We start from the raw sequence: 20,588 nt of genomic DNA, 5'->3' as shown, positions 1-20,588 counted from the left end.
TTAATATAAAGAACCTGTGTTAACGACCGGCGTTGCATCTTTATCGCCACATAATACTACCATTAAATTGCTCACCATGGTAGCTTTTTTCTCTTCATCCAACTCTACAATTTCTTTCTGGCTTAATTCTTCCAAAGCCATTTCAACCATACTTACCGCACCTTCAACAATTTTATAACGCGCTGCAACAATGGCAGTTGCCTGTTGCCTTTTCAACATGGCCTGTGCAATTTCCTGTGCATACGCAATGTGGTTGATACGTGCTTCAATTACATGAATGCCGGCAATCTCGAGGCGCTCAATAATTTCACGCTCCAGTTCATTGTTCACTTCTTCGGTACCATCGCGAAGGGTAACTTTGGCCGATTCATCCTCAATATTATCATAGGGATATAAACCCGCCAGTTTACGAAGTGCCGCTTCGCTTTGTACCACTACAAAATGCTCATACTCATCAACACCAAAGGCAGCTCTGTAGGTTTCTTCAACTTTCCATACCAGAACCAGTCCGATCATGATCGGATTACCCAGTTTATCGTTCACTTTAATGGGCTCGCTATCAAAGTTACGGGCTCGAAGTGAAATCTTTTTACGTACAAAAAACGGATTCACCCAATAGAAGCCATTCTTTTTAATGGTTCCCTTATAGGCACCAAACAAAACCATAACACAGCTTTGATTTGGATCGACGACAGTAAATCCGATGGCCAACAGAATAAATATGGGAATTAAGATAACCGAAGTCAGAATCATCCCACGAAGAAAACCAAATACAATAAGTACCAACAGAATCAATTCCACAAACAGAAACAAATAACCCGATAAACCAGAATATTGCTTTTCCATGACATTAATATTTTAGTAATTTGATATTATTTTGATATCACTAAATTATAACATTTTTTTCAACTTGTCAATAGCACCACTAAAATTTTTTCTTTATAAATTTGATATTTTCGCAGAAACATTGTTTAACTTTTTCTGTTATCCATTGATATGAAAGATAAAATCAAGATCATTAAAGAGCCTATTAACCAGTTTGTTCGTCTGGAATCCTCGAGCAGTATTATCCTTTTTGGCGTAACATTACTGGCACTTATTCTTGCCAACAGCCCCATCAGTGAGCAATTTTTAAACCTATGGGATAAATACATCACTTTCAGTTTACCTGGATTTGAATTGTCAAAACCCATTTACAAATGGATCAACGATGGCTTGATGGCCATTTTTTTCTTTGTTATCGGTCTGGAGATCAAACGTGAAGTGCTCACGGGTGAACTCAGTCACATCAAAAAAGCCTCACTCCCATTATTTGCGGCTATTGGTGGGATGATCGTTCCTGCGGTGCTGTTTACAGCGCTTAACATAGGCAATGCAGGTGGCGAAGGCTGGGGTATTCCAATGGCAGCCGACATTGCGTTCTCGCTGGGGATTCTTACCCTTTTGGGGAGCCGGGTACCGGCAGGTGTAAAAGTCTTTTTAATGGCATTTGCGATCATCGACGACCTTGGAGCTGTTTTGGTAATCGCCTTTTTCTACAGTTCGAACCTTATCTGGTCGAATATTTTTATCGGACTTGGCATTGTAGCAGTTTTAATGGTTCTTACCCGCTTTAATTATTACTCGAAGTACATCTTTTTTATTGCCGGAGTGATCGTATGGATTCTATTCCTGAAATCGGGAATTCACGCTACCATTGCGGGTGTTTTATTGGCCCTGACCATTCCTCTACGTAGAAAAACAGATACCAGATCATTTTATGAAAGAAGCAAACAACTTCTCGAAGATTTTATATCAGATTGCAATGTAAATGAACAAAAAACAGTTTTGAGCAAAAAGCAAATGCATAGTATTGACGACCTTCAGGAATTAACAGAAACCACTACATCTCCACTCCAGCATCTGGAACACATGTTGCACGGATGGGTGTCGTACCTGATTATGCCGGTTTTTGCTTTAGCCAATGCAGGGGTTGCATTTAGTTTCGGGGGAGACACGAATATCGCGCTGTCGTTGAACCTGGCTTTGAGTATGGTGGTCGGAAACGTGATTGGAATTTTCGCTTTTTCATGGCTGGCCATCAAGTTTAACATTGCCGAATTACCGGAGAATGTAAACTTCAAACAATTGGGGGGAGTTTCATTTCTTGGCGGATTAGGATTTACAATGTCGTTGTTTATTAACAGCCTAGCATACAAAGATGCTGCGCTTGTCGACTCTGCCAAGATGGGTATTTTGTTTGGATCGTTAGTTGCCGGAATATTGGGCTACACGTTTATCAGGCTGACTACCGCACCCGAAAAAGATTAAACTGAAAAGATTATAAAAAACGAAAGCATAAATAAGGCACCTTATCGGTGCCTTATCGTTAATTTAATATCATTTCCACGTATCCCGCCGACTTGGTTTCAACGACGTCGTACGAACGGGCAAAATTCAGAATATTTCTGATGGAAGCTTCGGATGGTTCCATCTCATTTGTAGTTTTCGAAGTATTCAATTCCTGACCGGCTATTGCGGTTTCTATTTTATCGCAATCACTTTGAAAAGAATTAATACAGTACATTAAAGTAGAGATTTTCTCCATAGGCATTTTTAAAATTATCTTTTCCCTTAAAACGCCCTTCCCCTACTTAATATTGTGTTAACAATAGTTAAATCATTGTCAGCGATATCTTTTTCTTCTCGATTAACTTTCGCAGGTTGATCAGTGCATAACGCATGCGTCCCAATGCCGTGTTAATACTTACATCAGTTTGATCGGCTATTTCTTTAAAACTCAGCCCCATATAGTGCCGCATGTAAATAACCTGCTGCTGATCTTCCGGCAATTCTTTGATCAGATCTTTCACCTCGTTTAAGATCTGATCGTTGACCATTTGATCTTCGACAGTAGCTTCAGAAAACTTCTGAGAATTGAAAATATCCACCTCGGTACTGTCGTTCGAAATGGTTCCTTTCAATTTCAATTTTCTGAAATGATCAATAATCAGGTTGTGTGAAATCCGAAGCACCCAGGAAACAAATTTCCCATTCTCAATGTATTTCCCCCGTTTCAACGAGCGGATAACTTTGATAAACGTTTCCTGAAAAATGTCTTCAGCCAGTTCCTGATTTTTTACGATCAACAGGATATACGAAAAAACCCTGCTTTTATGTCGTACTATTAAAGTTTCAAGAGATTCTTGATCGCCTTCAATAAATCGTTGAACGAGCTCATTGTCGTCCAGTGAGTTAAGTTTGAACATTACCTTCTATTTAATAAACAAAAAGTAAAATGGCTCTATAGGCGTCAAATTTTAAGTGTGGTTAAACAATTATTGTAATTTTGTACGAACCAAAAATGAAACAATTTAACGAAAAATACAAGTTTTTTGAATTATTTATTGCATTCGAGAAAAAATTATGCCGAAAAGTAAAAGCGCCAAATACATTGAAATTCAGAACGCCAGGGTACACAATTTAAAGAATATAAGCCTTAAAATACCCCGAAACAAATTCATTGTTGTAACAGGTGTTTCCGGCTCAGGGAAGTCTTCTTTGGCTTTCGACACACTCTTTGCAGAAGGCCAGCGACGCTATGTCGAAAGCCTGTCGTCGTATGCCCGGCAATTCCTTGGAAGAATTAATAAACCTGAGGTTGACTTTATTAACGGCATACCTCCGGCAATTGCTATTGAACAAAAAGTTAACACCCGAAATCCCCGATCGACAGTTGGAACATCTACCGAAATTTACGATTACCTGAAGCTGCTTTATGCGCGAATTGGCAAGACATATTCACCGGTTTCCGGAGAACTGGTTACCCAAAACACGGTTTCGGATGTGGTGGATTTTATTTCGGGACATAGCGACAAAACCAAGCTTATAATTGCCTCGCCACTGCACCCGAAGAATGGGCGTTCGGTACTCGAGGAAGCCGAATTACTTATGCAGCAGGGATTTCCACGACTGGAAACCAACAATGAAATTGTTAGAATTGAAGATCTGCTAAAAAATAAAGATGAAGCACTTTGCCAGGGCGATTGCAACCTGATTATCGACCGGTTGGTCGTACAACACGATGAAGATACTTTGAGCCGAATTGCCGACTCAGTTCAAACCGCTTTTTATGAAGGTGATGGCGAATGCATCATAAAAGTATATACAGAAAACGGAATTGAAGACAAACGTTTTTCGAATCGATTTGAAGCCGACGGTTTTGAGTTTGAAGTGCCCAGCGTTCACACATTTAGCTTCAATAATCCGGTGGGAGCCTGCCCGAGTTGCGAAGGATACGGTAAAGTAATTGGAATTGACGAAGACCTGGTCATCCCAAATAAATCCTTATCGGTTTACCAGGATGCCATTGCCTGCTGGAAAGGTGAAAAAATGAGCGAATGGAAACGTGAACTGATCTATTCGGCCGAAAAATTTAACTTCCCAATTCATAAACCTTATTACGAACTAACTGAAGAACAGAAGTTTCTGCTTTGGACGGGGAACAAATATTTTAAAGGTCTGAATCGCTTTTTTAAACACCTGGAGGAAGGCAGCTATAAAATACAATATCGTGTGATGCTTTCGAGGTACCGCGGAAAAACGATCTGCCCAGAATGTAAAGGCAGCCGGCTAAAACGTGAAGCGGGCTACGTAAAAGTGGCGCAAAAATCATTGCAGGAATTGGTGTTGATGCCCATTTCCGAGCTTCAAACTTTTTTCGAAAAACTGGAACTCTCGGAACATGACCTCGATATTTCGAGAAGAATTTTAATAGAAATTACCAATCGACTCGAATTTCTGTGCGATGTCGGGCTGGGATATTTAACGCTCAACCGACTTTCATCCACTTTGTCGGGAGGTGAATCACAGCGCATCAACCTGGCGACTTCACTTGGAAGCAGTTTGGTTGGCTCGCTTTATATTCTCGACGAACCGAGCATCGGCTTGCATTCGCGCGATACAGAAAGGCTGATAAAAGTGTTGCGCCGATTGCAAAAAATTGGTAATACAGTTCTGGTGGTTGAACACGATGAAGAAATTATCCGGGCCGCTGATGAAGTCATTGATATCGGTCCGCTTGCAGGCCAACATGGCGGCGAGGTGGTTTTTCAGGGCAATCACAAACAATTGGCCAAGAAGCCCGAAAGTTTGACCACAAAATACCTGACAGGAGTGGAAAATATTAAAATTCCTAAGCAACGTCGTAAATGGACAAATTCAATCGAACTAATTGGTGCACGAGAAAACAACCTTAAAAATGTTTCGGTGAAGTTTCCGTTGAACACAATGACTGTAGTCACGGGAGTCAGCGGATCAGGGAAATCGTCGCTGGTCTCGAAAATTCTAACTCCGGCGCTGACTAAAATCTTTGGAGGTTACGGTGAAAAAACCGGGCGTCACGATGCCGTAAAAGGCGACTACAAACTGCTGCAAGCCGTTGAATTTATCGATCAGAATCCGATCGGGAAATCCTCTCGCTCAAACCCGGTGACTTATTTGAAAGCTTACGACGAGATCAGAAAGTTATATTCACAGCAGCAGGCTGCGAAAATACAGGGATTAAAACCCTCTCACTTTTCGTTTAACGTTGATGGTGGTCGTTGTGATGAATGCCAGGGCGAAGGAACCATAAAAGTTGAAATGCAGTTCCTGGCCGATGTATTCCTGGTGTGCGAAAGCTGCGGAGGAAAACGTTTTAAAGAAGACATACTGGAAGTACGCTATCACGAAAAAAATATCGACGATATTCTTAATCTTACCGTGAACGAAGCGATTGAACTCTTTTCAAAAGGAACAAGCTCAACCGAAAAGAAAATCACCAAGCGTCTGCAACCACTGCAAGATGTAGGTTTGGGCTACATCAAACTCGGTCAGTCATCGAGCACTTTATCGGGTGGAGAAAGCCAACGTGTAAAACTGGCTTCCTTTTTGGCCAAAGAGAAGGATGCTCCTACTCTGTTTATTTTTGATGAGCCTACAACCGGTCTGCATTTTCACGATATCAGGAAACTACTCGATTCTTTCAATGCACTAATATCGCGTGGTCATTCCATCCTGATCATCGAACACAACATGGAAATTATTAAATGTGCCGACTGGATCATCGATCTGGGCCCCGATGGTGGTGACAAAGGCGGTGATCTGGTTTTTGCGGGATTACCCGAAGACCTGTTAAAAACCAAAGCATCCTATACCGGAAAGGCTTTAGCAGAAAAGCTATCGCTTGCCTAGCATTAGCCACAAACGCTGTATTCCGAGCAGCAGAAATATAACGACTGGTAAGATCAGAATCAGCACGGTAATTCCGATCCAAAGCCGAAAGTTGAAGTCTGAATTCTGAAAAGAAAACAACCAGTTTCCTGCTAAAACTCTGGCAATAAATCCCCAACAAGCTGCCAAGATGGTGTTCACCAGTAGAATTTGTTTCATTCGTTTTGAGAGCATTGAAGCACCATCGGATCGAATCAATCTGAACATCAGCAAAGTATAAAGAAACAATCCTGCCCAAGATATGAGTGTTCCGGCCGGGAAGTGACTATTCTTAACAATTTCACTCTCCAGTATTCCGGGATTAAAAACAAAAATGTAAACAAGCACCGTAAGTAGTGCAAGCATAGCAGCCAACTTAGTTCTTCTGGTTTTCATCGTTTTTTGCAACAATTATAGGAAGGCGTTTCCATTCACGTACAAGGATGAAAGCAACAACAATTGCCGAGAGCGAATCAGAAATTGGAAAACTGATCCAAATTCCGTCAATCCCATAGAAACCGGGTAAAATAATCAACAATGGAATTAAAGCGATCACCTGACGGAACAAGGTAGCAAACAACGATAATCCGGCTTTTCCGATGGCCTGAAAGAAGTTGGAAGCAACCACCTGGAATCCAATTATGGGCATCACAAGAATCACAATTCGTAAACCACGTGTTGCAATTTGATACAACATTTCGCTGTCGCTGTTGAATACTTTGATAATCATTCCTGGGAAAGTTTCAAGCAGACCGTATGCAAGCACCGATATAATTGTTGCAGCTATCAAGGTAATTTTTAGGGTTTGTTTAATTCGATCGACCGATTTGGCTCCGTAGTTAAATCCGATGATCGGTTGAGAGGCCATATTCAATGCAACGATGGCCATGATCACCAAAGTTAGCACCGAGTTAATAATTCCAATGGCACCAACCGCCAGATCCCCGCCAAACTCAATTAGCTTTTTATTCAGTAATCCCTGCACAAAACTACCGGCAATCTGCATCGAAAAGGGCGCCATTCCAATAGCCAGAATTTCCATGGATATTTCGCGGTTTATCCGAATATTTTTGAGCTGTAACTTAATGACCGATCGTTTGCTTTTCAGAAAATGATACAGCACCCAGATCATTAAAATAAACATGGAGATCACGGTTGCATAGGCTGCACCTTTAACTCCCATATCGAAACCAAAAATAAAAATCGGGTCAAGAATAAGGTTGGTCACCGAACTCAGTATCATCGAAACCATAGCGATTCGGGCATTTCCTTCGGAGCGGATAACATTGTTTAGCGAAAAGCCAACCACCATGAAAAGTACACCTCCGAGTACGATATCAAGGTAATCATTCGCAAACTGAAATGTCTCGTCAGTGGAACCAAACGATTTTAAAATAGGAACTTTCAGTGCGTAAGTAATTATCATGATCAGCAAAGAAGAAATGATCATCAGAGTAAATCCTGTCCCCAGTGTTTGCCCGGCACGTTCCACATCCTTTTTCCCCAGGTTGATGGAAACATAAACTCCGGTACCTATTCCTATCAACATTCCGAAGCCCATCATAATAAGCATCACCGGGAAGATTACAGACACTCCGGAAAGCGCTTCGGCACTCACTCCCTGTCCGATAAAAATACGATCGACTATGTTATAAAGCGCATTGACAAACACACCAATAAATGCCGGGATAAAATATTTTAGCATCAAGCGGCCAACGTGAGCCTCTCTTAATTCTTCAACATTCTTCATCCGATTAAACTACTTTGTGTTTTGTTAGCATCGTTAAGATTTCGCCAATCAAACCGGTTCATGTCCTTTTGTGTTTGTCCAATTATGTCTGGTTTATGAATTGCATAAAGGTAAAGATTATTGACAAACATTTGTATTTCCACTTTGTTTAAGCTTTTTATTAAATGTAAATTTGCAGCCATTCAATTACGTTCATCATGAAACAACCAAAAATAAACGAGGCCACACGAAACAAGTTGTTCTCCAGCAATTCCGAAACCGTCATTTCAGCTGTTCGCTCGCTTAAAGAATGTGGCAACCGGAGTTACCTTCCGATATTGTTTGAACTTCTGAGTGCCAATCCTGAATCGGAAGTTAAAGCTGAAATTTTAAAGTTGCTTGGTACCATAAAAGACAAAGATACCATACCTGTTGTTATCGATGCACTGCAAAACAAGAAGTACCATTCGATCCGAAAAGAACTGACCACCATGTGCTGGCAAAACGGACTCGATTACAGCATGTATTTCGAAGTGTTTACCAACCTTGTTATCGATGAAGAATGGGCGGTCGCTTTTGAGGCTTTTACGGTGCTCGAGAACCTAGAACATTTTCCTCCCGATGAGCAAATGAAACCGATAAAACTTAAAATTGCGCGGGCGTTGAAAACGGCCAACAAACAAAAACAGTATTTCCTGGAAGAATTGCTAAAAATGACAAGCTAAATTAGGCTGCACGGGTGAAGTATTTCGGCAAAATAATATGGATTCTGTTCTTTTCTTCTTTGGTTTTCAGCGCAAAATCACAAAACGAAAGTCCGCTTCAGCCGTTTTCAAATCCCATGCTCATTAATCCTGCTTTTGCCGGTTTCGACAACCAAACCAGTTTGCATGTGGGTAATCAATTCTATAATGTCGATTCCGCACAAGCCTATAACCAGCTGCATTTTACTTACGACACCTGGTCTCAGAAACTGAACGGTGGCATTAGCATCATTTTTCAGCAAGGCATTATCGGGAAACGGAATATCAGTACTACCGAACTAGGTTTTTCATACGCTGCAAGACCCAGAAAAACCGAAAACGGTGCACTGCGATTTGCCGTGAGTACCAATTTTGTACTGGCCACCAAACAACTTTATGTAAATTCGCTCGACGGGATAATGATCGATGCGGAATCCTCTCCCAATCCTCCGGGCCCGGATCTCTTCCAGTACCTGCTTTTAAAACCACGTCTGGCTGTTTTGTACGAAAGTCGGACGACAAGTTGGGGATTAACTGCCGGCTTTCCGTTAAAGGTTGATTTTGCCGGTGGCGAAGAAGATCTTAATAAAGTTACTCCGATCAATTTAACACTTTACATTTCGGGGAACCACGAAGGTTACAAAAAAGGTTTAAGAACAAAGCCTTATGCTTTTATTCCTGAAGTGATTGTATTTTACCAGGAAGATTTTAGTGTGATCCGATTACATCCCTACATGGAACATGCTGATAACACGTTGGGAATTTTTCTCCAAAGCGATATCACCAACAACATTCATTGCCTGGGCGGAACAGCAGGAATTGCCTTTGGAAACTTTCGCATTGATTTAAATGCAGGCGCAGGAATTCCGGGCATATCAGATCAAATTGGCCTGATGGGAGAACTAAACCTGAAAATTATTGTTCCCCGAATAGACTACTCCAAAATAAATCCATGGGCAACCGAAAGGAACTAAAATGGTTTTTGTAATTTGGTCGGCCAACTTTCAGGGTTTGTAATTCATGAAGTTTCTAAAACTCTTCATACTAATTGGTTTTATTCCGGCGATACTGTATGCCCAGGATCCCAATTATTCCCAATTTTATGCCAATCCAATTTATATGAATCCTGCCTTTGCCGGTACAACAGAACTTCAGCGAATTGTTGCCAATTACCGCAACCAGTGGCCACAACAAGGAAATGCTTTCACTACCTATTCGCTGTCGTACGACCGACTGCTCGATAACCGTAAATCGGGGCTGGGAATTCAGATAAATTACGACCGAGAGCCGAACAATGTTATAAACACCAGCTGGGCCACGGTAAGCTATTCGCATCATGTGCAACTTGGCATGGAAACGTTTATGACATTTGGATTACAAGGCGGTCTGGTAGTTAAACAATACGATGTGAATGGCCTTGTCTTTCCATCAAATATCGATCAGATTTCAGGTCAGATATCCGGGAGTTTACCCATAACAGTTACTGAATCCCGGAAAACTTATCCCGACTTTGCTGTGGGTATCGTTGGACAAAACAAAAGAACATTTTGGGGCATTAGTGCACACCATTTAAACCGCCCCGATGAATCGATTGTGGAAGGCGATAATAAAGGAAGAGTACCGGTAAAAATTACAGCACTCGTGGGAAACAGGAGCAGGAATTTTCATCATGGCCTGTTATCGCGCGAATTCACATTATCACCAAATATTTTATACCAGCAGCAGGGAAGCTTCAAACAGTTAAATCTTGGAATTTATATGATCGAAAAATCATTTCTTTTTGGAGGGTGGTTCAGACATAACTTCGATGTTCGTCCTGATGCGCTGATTGCCTTGATTGGATTTGCACGTGAAAAGTTTCAGTTTGGATACAGCTTTGACTTTACCCTGTCGAAACTGTCCAATTACAGCCACGGTTCTCATGAAGTTTCGTTGACTTTCTTTTTGGGAGCGAAAAGCAGAAAGAACCTGCAAAACAGGTTACTCATACCGATGATTTAATGGTAAACGGGCTTTTTCCAATCCTCATGTGTCATTTCCCACGGTACGACGTAGTGTTCCTCCTCTATACTTCTCGTCCTGTTTTCTTTAAAATTAATCGAGTATCCTTTGAATACCTGATAATTCCTTTTGGAAACCTCTCGTATTGACAAATCCTGCCTCCTCATAGTACCCGAATTTTAAGTGTTTTAAAATTACAAAAAATGAGGCATCAAGCCAAGTTAAAAATCCATAAAGATAAGCGTAAATTTTACCCTAAACCGCTAAAATAGAAGAGTTACCGTTCCCTGCTGCTTGTGCTGTTCACCCGCAAAATCGGTGTATTGAAGCACCCAGGTGTAAACTCCTGCAGGCGCAAATTCGTTGTTTTTCATGGAACCGTCCCAACCTGTATTTTGACTGTTCGATTCAAAAATAATCTCACCCCAGCGATTAAAGATGAGCAGTTGATATCCCTCGTCCACTACACCTTCACCATAAACTCTAAATTCGCGGTCTTCTTCGAGAGTTGCATTGGGAGAAAACGCGTTTGGCGGGAATAAACGATCAAACGTTACAACAACAGGTTTTACGATGGTATCTCTACACTCAAAATCATTATCGGTAATGAGTGAAACCGAATAAATATTCATGGCATCATAACGATGCACGGGATTTGTAATATCGGAAAAAGTACTATCGCCAAAGTCCCACAAATATGAAAGTGCTGCATGACTGGTATTTATGAAATGAACTTCGGGATCGGTGATCAAAACTTCGGAGGGTTCAAAATAAAAATCGGATACAGGAACGGGATAAACAGCTACCAAAGAATCATATATTGCAGTATTTTCACAATTATTTTCATCTACAACCGTAAGACTAACATCAAAAGGACGCAGATTATCTTCCGAATTTATGAACTGATGAGCAGGATGTTGTTCCGGGGAAGTGTTTCCATCGTCAAAATCCCAGAGATACGAGGCTGCAGGATTACTGCTTGTTGCTGAAAAATCGACTTGTAATGGAGAGCAACCTTCAGTATTTTCTGCCGAAACAACGATATCGGGTTTTGCCATTACATTGCGCGGAGCTGAAACATCAGTGCAGCCTTGTTCGTTTATTTTCAGTCCAACCGTGCGATCGATATGCTCGAAACCTAACGGAATGGTAACACTTTCCATTCCTATTCCCGTTGCAAATTCCTCTGAATTGTAATACCAGGTAAATTCAGCTTCTTCCAATGTAGTTCCAATGTATGCTAACTGCAGGTTGTACCCGTAGCATTCATCTTCATCGAGATCGAAAGTGGCTTGGGGTTGATTGTGTATTCCGATTTGCAATGTATCAGTATATTGGCAGCTTGCCTCATCGGTCATTGTCAATAAAAAAGAATAAGTGCCGTATTCCGGAACTGATATAACAGGATTATACGATGTATGATCTTCAATACTAACGCCTGCATCTAATTCCTCCAAAACAACAGATGGATTTCCATTGGTAAAAGCAATTTCAAAGGGATGAGTCATCCCACCGCAAAAAAGCATTTTTACCTTATTTTTATCCAGTTCAGGGTGTTCGCTAGCTGTAACATCAACATAAGCCACAGCTGATAATTTTACCTCCGGATCATTGGGCATGCCACCAAATTCAATTAAAAAACCCTGTGGTATATAGCCCGGGGTTCCCGAACCGGTATTTGGCAGATCGTTCCAATAACCGCGAGTGCCGGCGCTGTATAAAATGTGCGCATAATCTTCATCATTCAAGTTATTGGGCTCACCCGTCCCCCAGTGCGAATACTCGTCATCAACGGGCGTTCCGCTTGATGTTCCCGACCAAAATACTACTCCCTCATCCGGACCTTCCACCCATTTCCAAGTTCCTTCCTGCGAACGATCCGAAGCACCGATCCATCCTGTTCCTTCAGTTTTTGTGTAAATAAAATCCTGTTCTTCTTTTGAACGGATTGTGGCAAGATATCCTTGCAAACCATAATAATCCATTGAAGCAGCACGAGAACGTGCACTGGTCCACGATATCGATTCATCAGCTACAAAACGATAAAAATGTCCGGTTGCGGGTAAATAGTCGGCATCGCGAAGTGTAATTGAAAACGACCGAATGCCCGGATTTTTTGAACCGGAAACATTGTGATAATAAACCTTCGAGACCGCTTCTTCATACTCAGCGTCGGTCCCTATTCCACTGATTTCGAGATAACCACTACCATCATTCCAGTTATAGTCAAATGTTCCTACTTCATCCCACTCCAGTAGGTCCTCTCCACGGGTGTACGGCGAAATGGATATTTTCATCCCTTCGCTTTCTTCATCAACCTGAATATTCTGGATGGATATTGCCTCTGCCACTGCAACCGGATCATCGCAGTACTGAACAGGCTCGGTATTAGGATTGTCAATAACTGGTGGTTCCTGAGCCAAAACAAAACCGGTACTTCCCATGCAGCAAAAGAGTACAATCAGAAATACCGGTTTTATGAATTTCATAAGTATTTTGTACTATTTCCGATTCGAGAAGTACTTCATGAACTGCGAACGCTCGTACATCAACGGATCGGGAATATTTTTATAAGAAAGTCGTCCCCTAAAATCTTCTATCTTTTTGAAATTCCATTTTTTCATAAATGTCTTTATCTCGTCAATAATAGGAGGTATTGACGCAGAACCATTGATATACAGCGTAGAACAAAGCTGTGCCACCTGGGCACCTGCCAGCAACTGTTTCAATACGCCATCTCCGTCGTGAATACCTGTTGATGCGGCAATATCAAGTCTCGTAACCGATGATGAAACCAAACCGACCCAGCGCAATGAACGACGAATATCGGAAGGAGAGCTAAATACTTCCGAAGAAGTCAACTCAAGGGTATCAAGGTTGATATCGGGTTCATAAAAACGGTTGAACATTACTATTCCGGCTGCTCCACTGGCTTTCAGTTTATCAGCCATTCCCACGATGTTGCTGTGATGCACACCAAATTTTACCGAAACCGGAATAGTCACTTCTCTTTTTACTTTTTCAAGCACATCGATGTACAGTTGCTCCACCATGCCCGGTTTTTCGTGCCGGTCGGTAGGCAGGTAAAAAATATTCAGCTCGATGGCATCGGCACCGGCTTCCTCAAAATCTTTGGCAAAGCTGGTCCACTCCATACCGGTGATGCAGTTTACACTGGCAATTATAGGAATATCCACTGCCTCCTTCGCTTTCTTCAACAAATCGAGGTGGTGTACAACAGTATTATTACGGGTGTAGTTTCTGATGTAATCCTCGGCTTCCGGGTAAGAGGTGTTCTGCTGATTTTTGAGCAAACTTGTAATTTCGTTGTTGATCTGTTCCTCAAAAATCGATTTTAAAACAATAGCTCCGATCCCGGCTTCAGCCAGTTCTTTAATCTTTTCAACCGAACTGGTAAGTCCTGAACTTGCTGCTACCAAAGGATTATTCAGTTTTAATCCTAAATATGTAGTTTCCAAATTTGCCATAACAACTTTAAAATTTAATGTTCAGAGTTTAAATTTAAACTCCTTTTTTGATATTTATATGCTAATAATTTCTTGCTCCAAAAATGTTACTCCCTACCCTGATCATTGTACTGCCTTCTTCCAGCGCTATCGGGTAGTCATCCGACATGCCCATCGAAATTTCACGAAATGATTTAGAATCGGCAAAATATTCATTTTTTAGCTGAGTAAAGATATTATACAACATCTTGAACTCTTTTCTGATCTGTTCTTTATCATCGGTGTAAGTCGCCATTCCCATCACCCCGGCAATTTCAATGTTTGTAAAATTCTTGTAAGCTTCCGAATCCAGGATCTCGCGGGCTTCGTCAACGTTTAATCCAAACTTGGTACTTTCCTCGGCAATATGAAACTGCAACAGGCACTTTATTTTGCGGTCGTTTTTCTTTCCTTCTTTATTGATCATTTTCAGCAGCTTAAGCGAATCAACTCCATGAATCAGGCTGATGAAATGCGCAATATATTTTACTTTATTGCTCTGCGGATGCCCGATAAAATGCCACTCGATATCTTTGGGAAGTTCCTCGTATTTTTTTGTCAGGTCCTGTACTTTATTCTCTCCAAAAATACGATGGCCGGTTTTATAAGCCGCTAAAATATCTGCTTTGGGTTTGGTCTTCGAAACAGCAACCAGTTTTACACCTTCAGGCAAATTAGTTTTGATTGATAAAATATTCTTCCCGATATCCATACTGTGCTGAATTTACTGTAAAAATAGAAATATTGACGGGAATAGCCGAGGAAGAATACAGAGAAATTACCAGACTGATGGATTGATGGTAGAAATGCTTAAATGCTCTAATGTGTAATGCTAAAATATTTTCAAAACAGAATATTGCGACTGCAAACTACAATTGCTCTGTTGTTAAACTGATAAATTGTAATTGGAGGAGAAATGGTGCCCGTTTGTTACCGATTTGCCTGTGGTTAATTGCCTACTGTCAACTGATCACTGATTGCTGAACACTGACCACTGCCAACTCAAAGCTTGCAACTCGCAGCTCATAGCTCACAGCTTTTTATAACTTTGCGCCGGAATGAAAGTAAGGGAGGAGATATCAAATAAAATGAACGCACTGGGTGCCCGCCGGGAAGCCTTTGTTTTTCTGATTGATTTTGAAGGAGAACGAGCCAAACTTTTAAATCCCCATGCCAGTGAAGAAATACTCTGGCAAACACGTGACGCTTCAAATTTTAAGTCCGGCAAGGTTAATCCAAATATCGAAGAGTGGAAAATTGATCCGGTTTCTATAGAAGATTATAAAAAAGGATTTGACCAGGTTCAGCAGCTCATTCATAACGGCGATACCTATTTGCTCAATTTCACTCAACCAACACAGGTGCGGACCAACCTTTCGCTCACCGATATTTTTGAGCGAAGTTCGGCGCCATACAAAATCCTTTTGAACAATGAATTTGTGTGTTTTTCTCCTGAAACTTTTGTGCAGATTACGGATGGAAAGATTGCTTCATTTCCGATGAAAGGAACAATGGATGCCAGCATCGAGAATGCTGAAGAACTCATTCTAAAAGATTCGAAAGAACTGGCTGAACACAACACTATTGTCGATTTAATCCGTAATGATCTGAGCCTGGTGGCCGAAAATGTTACGGTGGAAAAATTCCGATACCTGGAACGCATAAAAACCAACCGACGCGACTTGTGGCAGGTAAGTTCGAAAATTACCGGTAACCTTCCCAAAGATTATACAGAAAATATTGGCGACATTATCTTTACCATGTTGCCGGCAGGTTCCATTTCCGGAGCACCCAAAAAAAAGACCGTGGAAATTATTAAAGCCGCCGAAAATTACAAGCGCGGTTTTTACACCGGTATTTTTGGGTATTTCGACGGGCAAAACCTCGACAGCTGCGTCTTGATACGCTACATCGAAAACCAAAACGGAGAACTCGTTTATAAAAGCGGTGGCGGAATTACGTTTATGAGCGATGCCCAAAATGAGTACGACGAAATGATTAAAAAAGTGTATGTCCCGATTTTTGCTTGAAACCATAAAATGCCTCGACGGGAAACTCTTTAACCTGGAATTTCACCAGCATCGTTTCAATCTGGCCAGAAAAAAAGCGTATTCCTGTTCCGACCTTATTTCATTAGCCGATTCGATTCAAATTCCTGAAAAAGCTAAAACCGGACTTTTTCGTTGCCGGGTGATATATTCCGAGCAAATTGAAAAGATTGAATTCATTGCTCATAAATACCGCCCGATAAAAAGCCTGAAACTGGTGGAAGACAATGAAATTGATTATCATTTGAAATATGCCGACCGGAAACGGCTGAATTTCCTTTTCAATCAGCGAGGTGACTGCGACGATATATTGATCGTAAAAAACGGCTGCATCAGCGACAGTTACACTGCCAATCCGGTGTTTTGGGACGGCACCAGCTGGTGGACACCCGACACTCCCCTGCTCTCCGGCACCCAGCGTGCCCGGCTGATTACAGAGGGTAAAATAAAAGTCTGGCGGATCACCCCAGCCGATTTACCCAATTACAGCAAGGTTGGTCTGATCAATGCCATGCAGGACCTGGAAAATATGCCGGTGATTGAGGTGGAAAATGTTGAAATGCTGGATGCTTGATATAGGATGGTGGATGACATGGCCAGATAAAGACTGGCTGTATTATATGGCAGATTATTTATTTTTCCAATAACCATCTCCACAGAAATCCGGGCAAATTAAACGAATCATTTTGGATCTTTTTAATGGCAAATTGAGCCTCGTAAATACAAATATTAGTCTCTTCAATGCCATCGTAATTTTCGAGCAAATAAGGTAGTGCCTGTTTTGCGCCTAACTGCCCCATTGCCCACAACGCTCTTGATTTTTCATCATCACATTCAGCACGGCTTTGTGCCACATTTACAAGAGCCTGAATTTTGTCTCCGGGATAGGACTCAAGTGCCAATTTACACGTTTCCTGAACCCGATACTCAACATAGAAACTTGTACCTAGAAAAAGTAAGAGCAGAATTGAAAAACCTATAATGATAAATATTTTTAATCTTTTTTTCACTGGCTTCCCACTTAAAAGATTTAAAAAGTGCTTTGCTAATAATACGCAAGAATAAAAATATTATTATAACGCCATTAAAAAGAATCCTGAATATCAGCGATTAAAGCTTAATCACTTTCTTTGTCCGTACAGCCTTGTCAGACTTAATAGTGATCAAATAAATTCCTTTCCGGAACTCAGATACATCTATTTCCATCCTGTTTCCTTGTACCTCTTTACTAAGAAGAACCTGGCCGTTCATTGTTGTAATACTGATGTGGCAATTGTTCAAATCGCTTGTCTCAATGGTTAATACACCATTGGTTGGATTAGGATAGATTCTGAAATTCTCAGAAATTTGCCGATTGATCCCTGTACCCGTATCTTCTATTATTAATATTACCGGTTCTGAAATATTTTTGTAGGGATCCCTTGCATACAACCAGTAAGTTCCTACCTCAAGATCTGAAATATTAATTTCAATCGAACTATCCGCAAATGCCTGCATGGTACTTTTTACGCGATTACGTATTATTTCGGAAAGAGAATTTCCGGTACCCTCCGTAACCAGGTAAACAAAACAATCTTCATTACTCGACACTTTAACGATTGAATCCATAATCAGGTCAAATGTATCCTCTTCGAGCGTTAAAACCGGTGGCAGATTTTTATTAACAGTCAGACTTATCGCATCAGAATTGCTTCCGTATTTGAGCTGTGCCGTTATCATAGCCGTTCCATCGCCCACACATTTGATTATTCCGTTTATCGAATCAGTAACAGTAAGCACTGAGTCGTTATCCGATGTCCAAATCATAGCTTTGTTCGCAAAATCTGATGGTAAAATATCTGCATTTAGAGTATATTCATCTCCCACCTTCAGTGCCTTAGATGGTTCCTGGATATTCACTCCTTCACACCATTCTTCCAAATAATTCAGGTTAAAGCGCCTAACCTCATCTAATGGTTGATCCAAATCCCTTCCATTCGGATATCCTCCAATCAGGTATACATAATTATCCACTTTTTCAACTGTCATTGCAGAGCGTGTAAATGGCATAGGTCTCATTAATGTCCACGTATTCGTAGCCGGATCGTACTCTTGAATACAATTTGTACCTACACTACAACTCCAGTTGCAACCGGCATAGATACTTTTAGAACCTCCAAAAACAAGGATCTTATTATTATAAACAACAGTTCGGTGTTGCACCACCGGGACAGGCATCACAGCCAATTCTGTGTAATTGCCCTCATTAGGATCATAAACCTGAGACTTACCTGTTGGACCATAAAAACCTGACTCCAGTGATCCCCCGATGTAGTAGAATTTATTATCTATAAGTTCAACCGAATTTCCATATGCTTGATTATATAACATATTGGGCAGTGAAGTCCATGTTTCTGATGCGGGTTCATAAGTCCATGCTTTATTGGCATCTGAAGGCATATTATTACTTCCGCCGAATAAATAAATGGTACTATCCATGACTTTCGACGACCAGGCTCCTATCGTATATGGGCTATTGTTTTTTTGCACCCATTTATTTCCATCAGGATCATATTCATAAACCGTATTCATACCAATCCCATTTCCGCTTGTGTGAGTCAAACCACCGAGAACATAAATCTTGCTATTCACTTCTTCTACAGCCGGACTAACTACAGCCGTTGGAATGGCTTCCAGGTCCATCCACTGGTTTGTTTTAGTATTAAATACATCAGCAGAATCTAAATTTGTATAGACTGGAGTAGTTTCACCACCAAATATATAGATCAAACTATCGATGGTACAGGATGACAAGTATCCCCTGGCAATATCCATGGAGCTCAACTGTTGCCAGTCCGGTTTGCTGCAATTTACACCAATAGCATCCAGTAAAACATCTGGTTGATAGTAGTGTCCTTGTTTAAAGACCATCTGAACGGTATTTGAATTACGAATGTCTTCCAACGGATTCGCTGCCAATACTACCAAATCGGCAAGTTTTCCTTCTTCTATCGTACCGGTTTCTGATAATACGTCTAAGGCTTCCGCTGCATTTTTTGTTGCGATAAGTAGCACTTCATCGGCTGGTATTCCGGCTTCTACCAACAATTCTAACTCCCTATGCAGTCCATCACCTGGTGTAATCCAGGGCATTACAAAGTCTGATCCGGTAGTAAGTCTGACTCCACCCTCATAGAGCTTACGGGTAATTTCCTGGGTTAAAGGCCATATTTCTTTTCCTGTGGTATAGAAGGGATTACTGGTGATTTTTGGGTTTTTCGTTTGCCATCCTACACCCCATCTATCGGTGATTTCGGCCGGAGTACACTCGGGGTGAAGTTTTGCGAGAATTTCTGTATCATCTCCAAAAAAAAGTGATTGCATGGGTGCCATAGTTGGATCAACGGTCACATTTCCCTGGACTAAAGCATCGATGAGGCTGTCCATTCGATCTCCTTCCAGATTCACATTTTCTGCCCATAGATGGAAGTATTCCTCTGGTTTAATATCGGGATAATAAGGACGCGGTGGATCGTTACTTCTTAGGATATTCCGCACACTATCATTATCTACCAATTCCCAGATAGGACCATCGGAACCACAATGGGTAAGGAAGTCAATGCCAAGATTCGCAGCTTCTGTCCAACTTGTTTTTCTCAAATGACCAAGTACCTTCAATCCAAGAGCATGCGCTTCTTCAACAGCCACACCAAGAAGTTCCGGACTTACATCCCAGTAAAGTTTGATGTAATCCACCCCAATTGCAGCCTGTCTTTGGATCTCTGCCCGCATCTGATCTGCATTGCCTACTTTAACAGTATTATCCGTCCTGCCGGGTTCATCTATGAAATGACCGGCTACAAACAACCTTGGACCATCTAGCCGTCTCTCCTTCACGTCATTTTTTAACTTTACGATAGCTTCCGGATGTATTGTTCCGGCAATACGTATGGAAGTCACACCAGCGGCTAAGTATTTTGCCATGGTTATTCCGTTAGGACTGTAAGCTCCCATGTGAACATGAAAATCGACTAATCCGGGTATAATAAATCTTCCTGACACATCATAAACAGTGGCATCGTCAGGATATTCAAAATCACCTACGCTTCCAATTCGTAGTATCTCCGAATCCTTTATAACAATCTCCGCATTTGATTTGAATGCTTTTTCTTTGCTGTCAAAAACTGACGCTCCCTCAAGAACAACTAAATTTGGAATATCGATTAATTGAGCTTCAACATTGGAAGTGGTTAAGGTGATAAATATGCTGAATAGAAGAAAACTTAGATTTTTTAAATAAATCCTTCGGGGTTTGTTTGAAACAAAACTTGTAATTATACTTTTCATGACC

The 20,588-nt window shown here is 41.2% G+C and carries 17 protein-coding genes; 7 read left to right on the top strand and 10 right to left on the bottom strand.

Features of this window, described 5'->3' with window-relative positions; all coding sequences use genetic code 11:
- Entirely contained in the window at positions 1-846 is an 846-nt protein-coding gene (locus WFY05_RS15945; protein ID WP_340113901.1) for an SPFH domain-containing protein, read from the bottom strand.
- Between the two features lie 150 nt (positions 847-996).
- Here WFY05_RS15945 and nhaA point away from each other — a divergent pair, with 150 nt between their 5' ends.
- A complete protein-coding gene (gene nhaA / locus WFY05_RS15940; protein ID WP_340113900.1) occupies positions 997-2,310 on the top strand; it encodes a Na+/H+ antiporter NhaA in 1,314 nt (437 codons plus the stop codon).
- Between the two features lie 58 nt (positions 2,311-2,368).
- Here nhaA and WFY05_RS15935 read toward each other — a convergent pair whose 3' ends face one another.
- Together WFY05_RS15935 and WFY05_RS15930 are read right to left on the bottom strand one after the other, a co-directional pair.
- Positions 2,369-2,587: a hypothetical protein gene (locus WFY05_RS15935; protein ID WP_340113899.1), complete on the bottom strand. Its 219-nt coding sequence runs from the start codon at positions 2,585-2,587 to the stop codon at positions 2,369-2,371.
- A 67-nt stretch (positions 2,588-2,654) separates the two neighbouring features.
- Positions 2,655-3,248 (bottom strand): RNA polymerase sigma factor, encoded by a 594-nt coding sequence (locus tag WFY05_RS15930; RefSeq protein ID WP_340113898.1) that lies wholly within the window; start codon positions 3,246-3,248, stop codon positions 2,655-2,657.
- 157 nt (positions 3,249-3,405) lie between these two features.
- On the opposite strand from WFY05_RS15930, the gene uvrA reads away from it, so the two are divergent.
- Positions 3,406-6,213 (top strand): excinuclease ABC subunit UvrA, encoded by a 2,808-nt coding sequence (uvrA, locus tag WFY05_RS15925; protein WP_340113897.1) that lies wholly within the window; start codon positions 3,406-3,408, stop codon positions 6,211-6,213.
- On the opposite strand, the gene WFY05_RS15920 is transcribed toward uvrA, so the two are convergent.
- Together WFY05_RS15920 and WFY05_RS15915 are read right to left on the bottom strand one after the other, a co-directional pair.
- Positions 6,199-6,627: a hypothetical protein gene (locus WFY05_RS15920; protein WP_340113896.1), complete on the bottom strand. Its 429-nt coding sequence runs from the start codon at positions 6,625-6,627 to the stop codon at positions 6,199-6,201. The genes uvrA and WFY05_RS15920 overlap by 15 nt on opposite strands.
- Positions 6,608-7,981 (bottom strand): MATE family efflux transporter, encoded by a 1,374-nt coding sequence (locus tag WFY05_RS15915; protein ID WP_340113895.1) that lies wholly within the window; start codon positions 7,979-7,981, stop codon positions 6,608-6,610. Before WFY05_RS15915 ends, WFY05_RS15920 begins: the two co-directional genes overlap by 20 nt.
- A gap of 197 nt (positions 7,982-8,178) precedes the next feature.
- On the opposite strand from WFY05_RS15915, the gene WFY05_RS15910 reads away from it, so the two are divergent.
- Genes WFY05_RS15910 through WFY05_RS15900 form a run of 3 tightly spaced genes read left to right on the top strand, consistent with a single transcriptional unit; the run spans position 8,179 to position 10,704 of the window.
- Positions 8,179-8,685 (top strand): HEAT repeat domain-containing protein, encoded by a 507-nt coding sequence (locus WFY05_RS15910; protein WP_340113894.1) that lies wholly within the window; start codon positions 8,179-8,181, stop codon positions 8,683-8,685.
- Positions 8,686-8,699: 14 nt separating this feature from the next.
- Entirely contained in the window at positions 8,700-9,677 is a 978-nt protein-coding gene (locus tag WFY05_RS15905; RefSeq protein ID WP_340113893.1) for a type IX secretion system membrane protein PorP/SprF, read from the top strand.
- A 46-nt stretch (positions 9,678-9,723) separates the two neighbouring features.
- The gene (locus WFY05_RS15900) at positions 9,724-10,704 is read left to right on the top strand and encodes a PorP/SprF family type IX secretion system membrane protein (protein ID WP_340113892.1); all 981 of its coding nucleotides are present in this window, start codon (positions 9,724-9,726) and stop codon (positions 10,702-10,704) included.
- Between the two features lie 263 nt (positions 10,705-10,967).
- On the opposite strand, the gene WFY05_RS15895 is transcribed toward WFY05_RS15900, so the two are convergent.
- From WFY05_RS15895 to WFY05_RS15885, 3 genes are all read right to left on the bottom strand, one after another.
- Positions 10,968-13,193 carry a PKD domain-containing protein gene (locus WFY05_RS15895; RefSeq protein WP_340113891.1) on the bottom strand — a complete coding sequence of 742 codons (2,226 nt, stop codon included), beginning with the start codon at positions 13,191-13,193 and terminating at the stop codon, positions 10,968-10,970.
- Between the two features lie 12 nt (positions 13,194-13,205).
- On the bottom strand, positions 13,206-14,192 hold the full coding sequence (locus tag WFY05_RS15890; RefSeq protein ID WP_340113890.1) for a dihydroorotate dehydrogenase-like protein: 987 nt from the start codon (positions 14,190-14,192) through the stop codon (positions 13,206-13,208).
- 61 nt (positions 14,193-14,253) lie between these two features.
- On the bottom strand, positions 14,254-14,922 hold the full coding sequence (locus WFY05_RS15885) for a YggS family pyridoxal phosphate-dependent enzyme (RefSeq protein ID WP_340113889.1): 669 nt from the start codon (positions 14,920-14,922) through the stop codon (positions 14,254-14,256).
- Positions 14,923-15,268: 346 nt separating this feature from the next.
- Between WFY05_RS15885 and WFY05_RS15880 the strand changes: the two genes are divergently transcribed.
- Positions 15,269-16,240 (top strand): aminodeoxychorismate synthase component I, encoded by a 972-nt coding sequence (locus WFY05_RS15880; protein ID WP_340113888.1) that lies wholly within the window; start codon positions 15,269-15,271, stop codon positions 16,238-16,240.
- The gene (locus WFY05_RS15875; RefSeq protein ID WP_340113887.1) at positions 16,221-16,832 is read left to right on the top strand and encodes an aminotransferase class IV family protein; all 612 of its coding nucleotides are present in this window, start codon (positions 16,221-16,223) and stop codon (positions 16,830-16,832) included. Before WFY05_RS15880 ends, WFY05_RS15875 begins: the two co-directional genes overlap by 20 nt.
- 58 nt (positions 16,833-16,890) lie before the next feature.
- Here WFY05_RS15875 and WFY05_RS15870 read toward each other — a convergent pair whose 3' ends face one another.
- Positions 16,891-17,268 carry a hypothetical protein gene (locus WFY05_RS15870; protein WP_340113886.1) on the bottom strand — a complete coding sequence of 126 codons (378 nt, stop codon included), beginning with the start codon at positions 17,266-17,268 and terminating at the stop codon, positions 16,891-16,893.
- Between the two features lie 100 nt (positions 17,269-17,368).
- On the bottom strand, positions 17,369-20,584 hold the full coding sequence (locus tag WFY05_RS15865) for a Kelch repeat-containing protein (RefSeq protein WP_340113885.1): 3,216 nt from the start codon (positions 20,582-20,584) through the stop codon (positions 17,369-17,371).
- Positions 20,585-20,588 lie beyond the last annotated feature (4 nt).

The organism is Maribellus mangrovi, from assembly GCF_037646455.1.
Lineage (GTDB): Bacteria > Bacteroidota > Bacteroidia > Bacteroidales > Prolixibacteraceae > Draconibacterium > Draconibacterium mangrovi_A.
Note: the sequence above shows the minus strand (reverse complement) of the source record. Positions and strands in the feature narration are given on the sequence as shown.

Excerpts from the sequence above, each read along its gene's own strand:
- nhaA (WP_340113900.1), top strand. The coding sequence starts at position 997 with ATGAAAGATAAAATCAAGATCATTAAAGAGCCTATTAACCAGTTTGTT.
- WFY05_RS15910 (WP_340113894.1), top strand. The coding sequence starts at position 8,179 with ATGAAACAACCAAAAATAAACGAGGCCACACGAAACAAGTTGTTCTCC.
- WFY05_RS15890 (WP_340113890.1), bottom strand. The coding sequence starts at position 14,192 with ATGGCAAATTTGGAAACTACATATTTAGGATTAAAACTGAATAATCCT.
- WFY05_RS15900 (WP_340113892.1), top strand. The coding sequence starts at position 9,724 with ATGAAGTTTCTAAAACTCTTCATACTAATTGGTTTTATTCCGGCGATA.
- WFY05_RS15935 (WP_340113899.1), bottom strand. The coding sequence starts at position 2,587 with ATGGAGAAAATCTCTACTTTAATGTACTGTATTAATTCTTTTCAAAGT.
- WFY05_RS15865 (WP_340113885.1), bottom strand. The coding sequence starts at position 20,584 with ATGAAAAGTATAATTACAAGTTTTGTTTCAAACAAACCCCGAAGGATT.
- WFY05_RS15945 (WP_340113901.1), bottom strand. The coding sequence starts at position 846 with ATGGAAAAGCAATATTCTGGTTTATCGGGTTATTTGTTTCTGTTTGTG.
- WFY05_RS15915 (WP_340113895.1), bottom strand. The coding sequence starts at position 7,981 with ATGAAGAATGTTGAAGAATTAAGAGAGGCTCACGTTGGCCGCTTGATG.
- WFY05_RS15875 (WP_340113887.1), top strand. The coding sequence starts at position 16,221 with ATGTCCCGATTTTTGCTTGAAACCATAAAATGCCTCGACGGGAAACTC.
- WFY05_RS15895 (WP_340113891.1), bottom strand. The coding sequence starts at position 13,193 with ATGAAATTCATAAAACCGGTATTTCTGATTGTACTCTTTTGCTGCATG.
- WFY05_RS15920 (WP_340113896.1), bottom strand. The coding sequence starts at position 6,627 with ATGAAAACCAGAAGAACTAAGTTGGCTGCTATGCTTGCACTACTTACG.
- WFY05_RS15930 (WP_340113898.1), bottom strand. The coding sequence starts at position 3,248 with ATGTTCAAACTTAACTCACTGGACGACAATGAGCTCGTTCAACGATTT.
- uvrA (WP_340113897.1), top strand. The coding sequence starts at position 3,406 with ATGCCGAAAAGTAAAAGCGCCAAATACATTGAAATTCAGAACGCCAGG.
- WFY05_RS15880 (WP_340113888.1), top strand. The coding sequence starts at position 15,269 with ATGAAAGTAAGGGAGGAGATATCAAATAAAATGAACGCACTGGGTGCC.
- WFY05_RS15885 (WP_340113889.1), bottom strand. The coding sequence starts at position 14,922 with ATGGATATCGGGAAGAATATTTTATCAATCAAAACTAATTTGCCTGAA.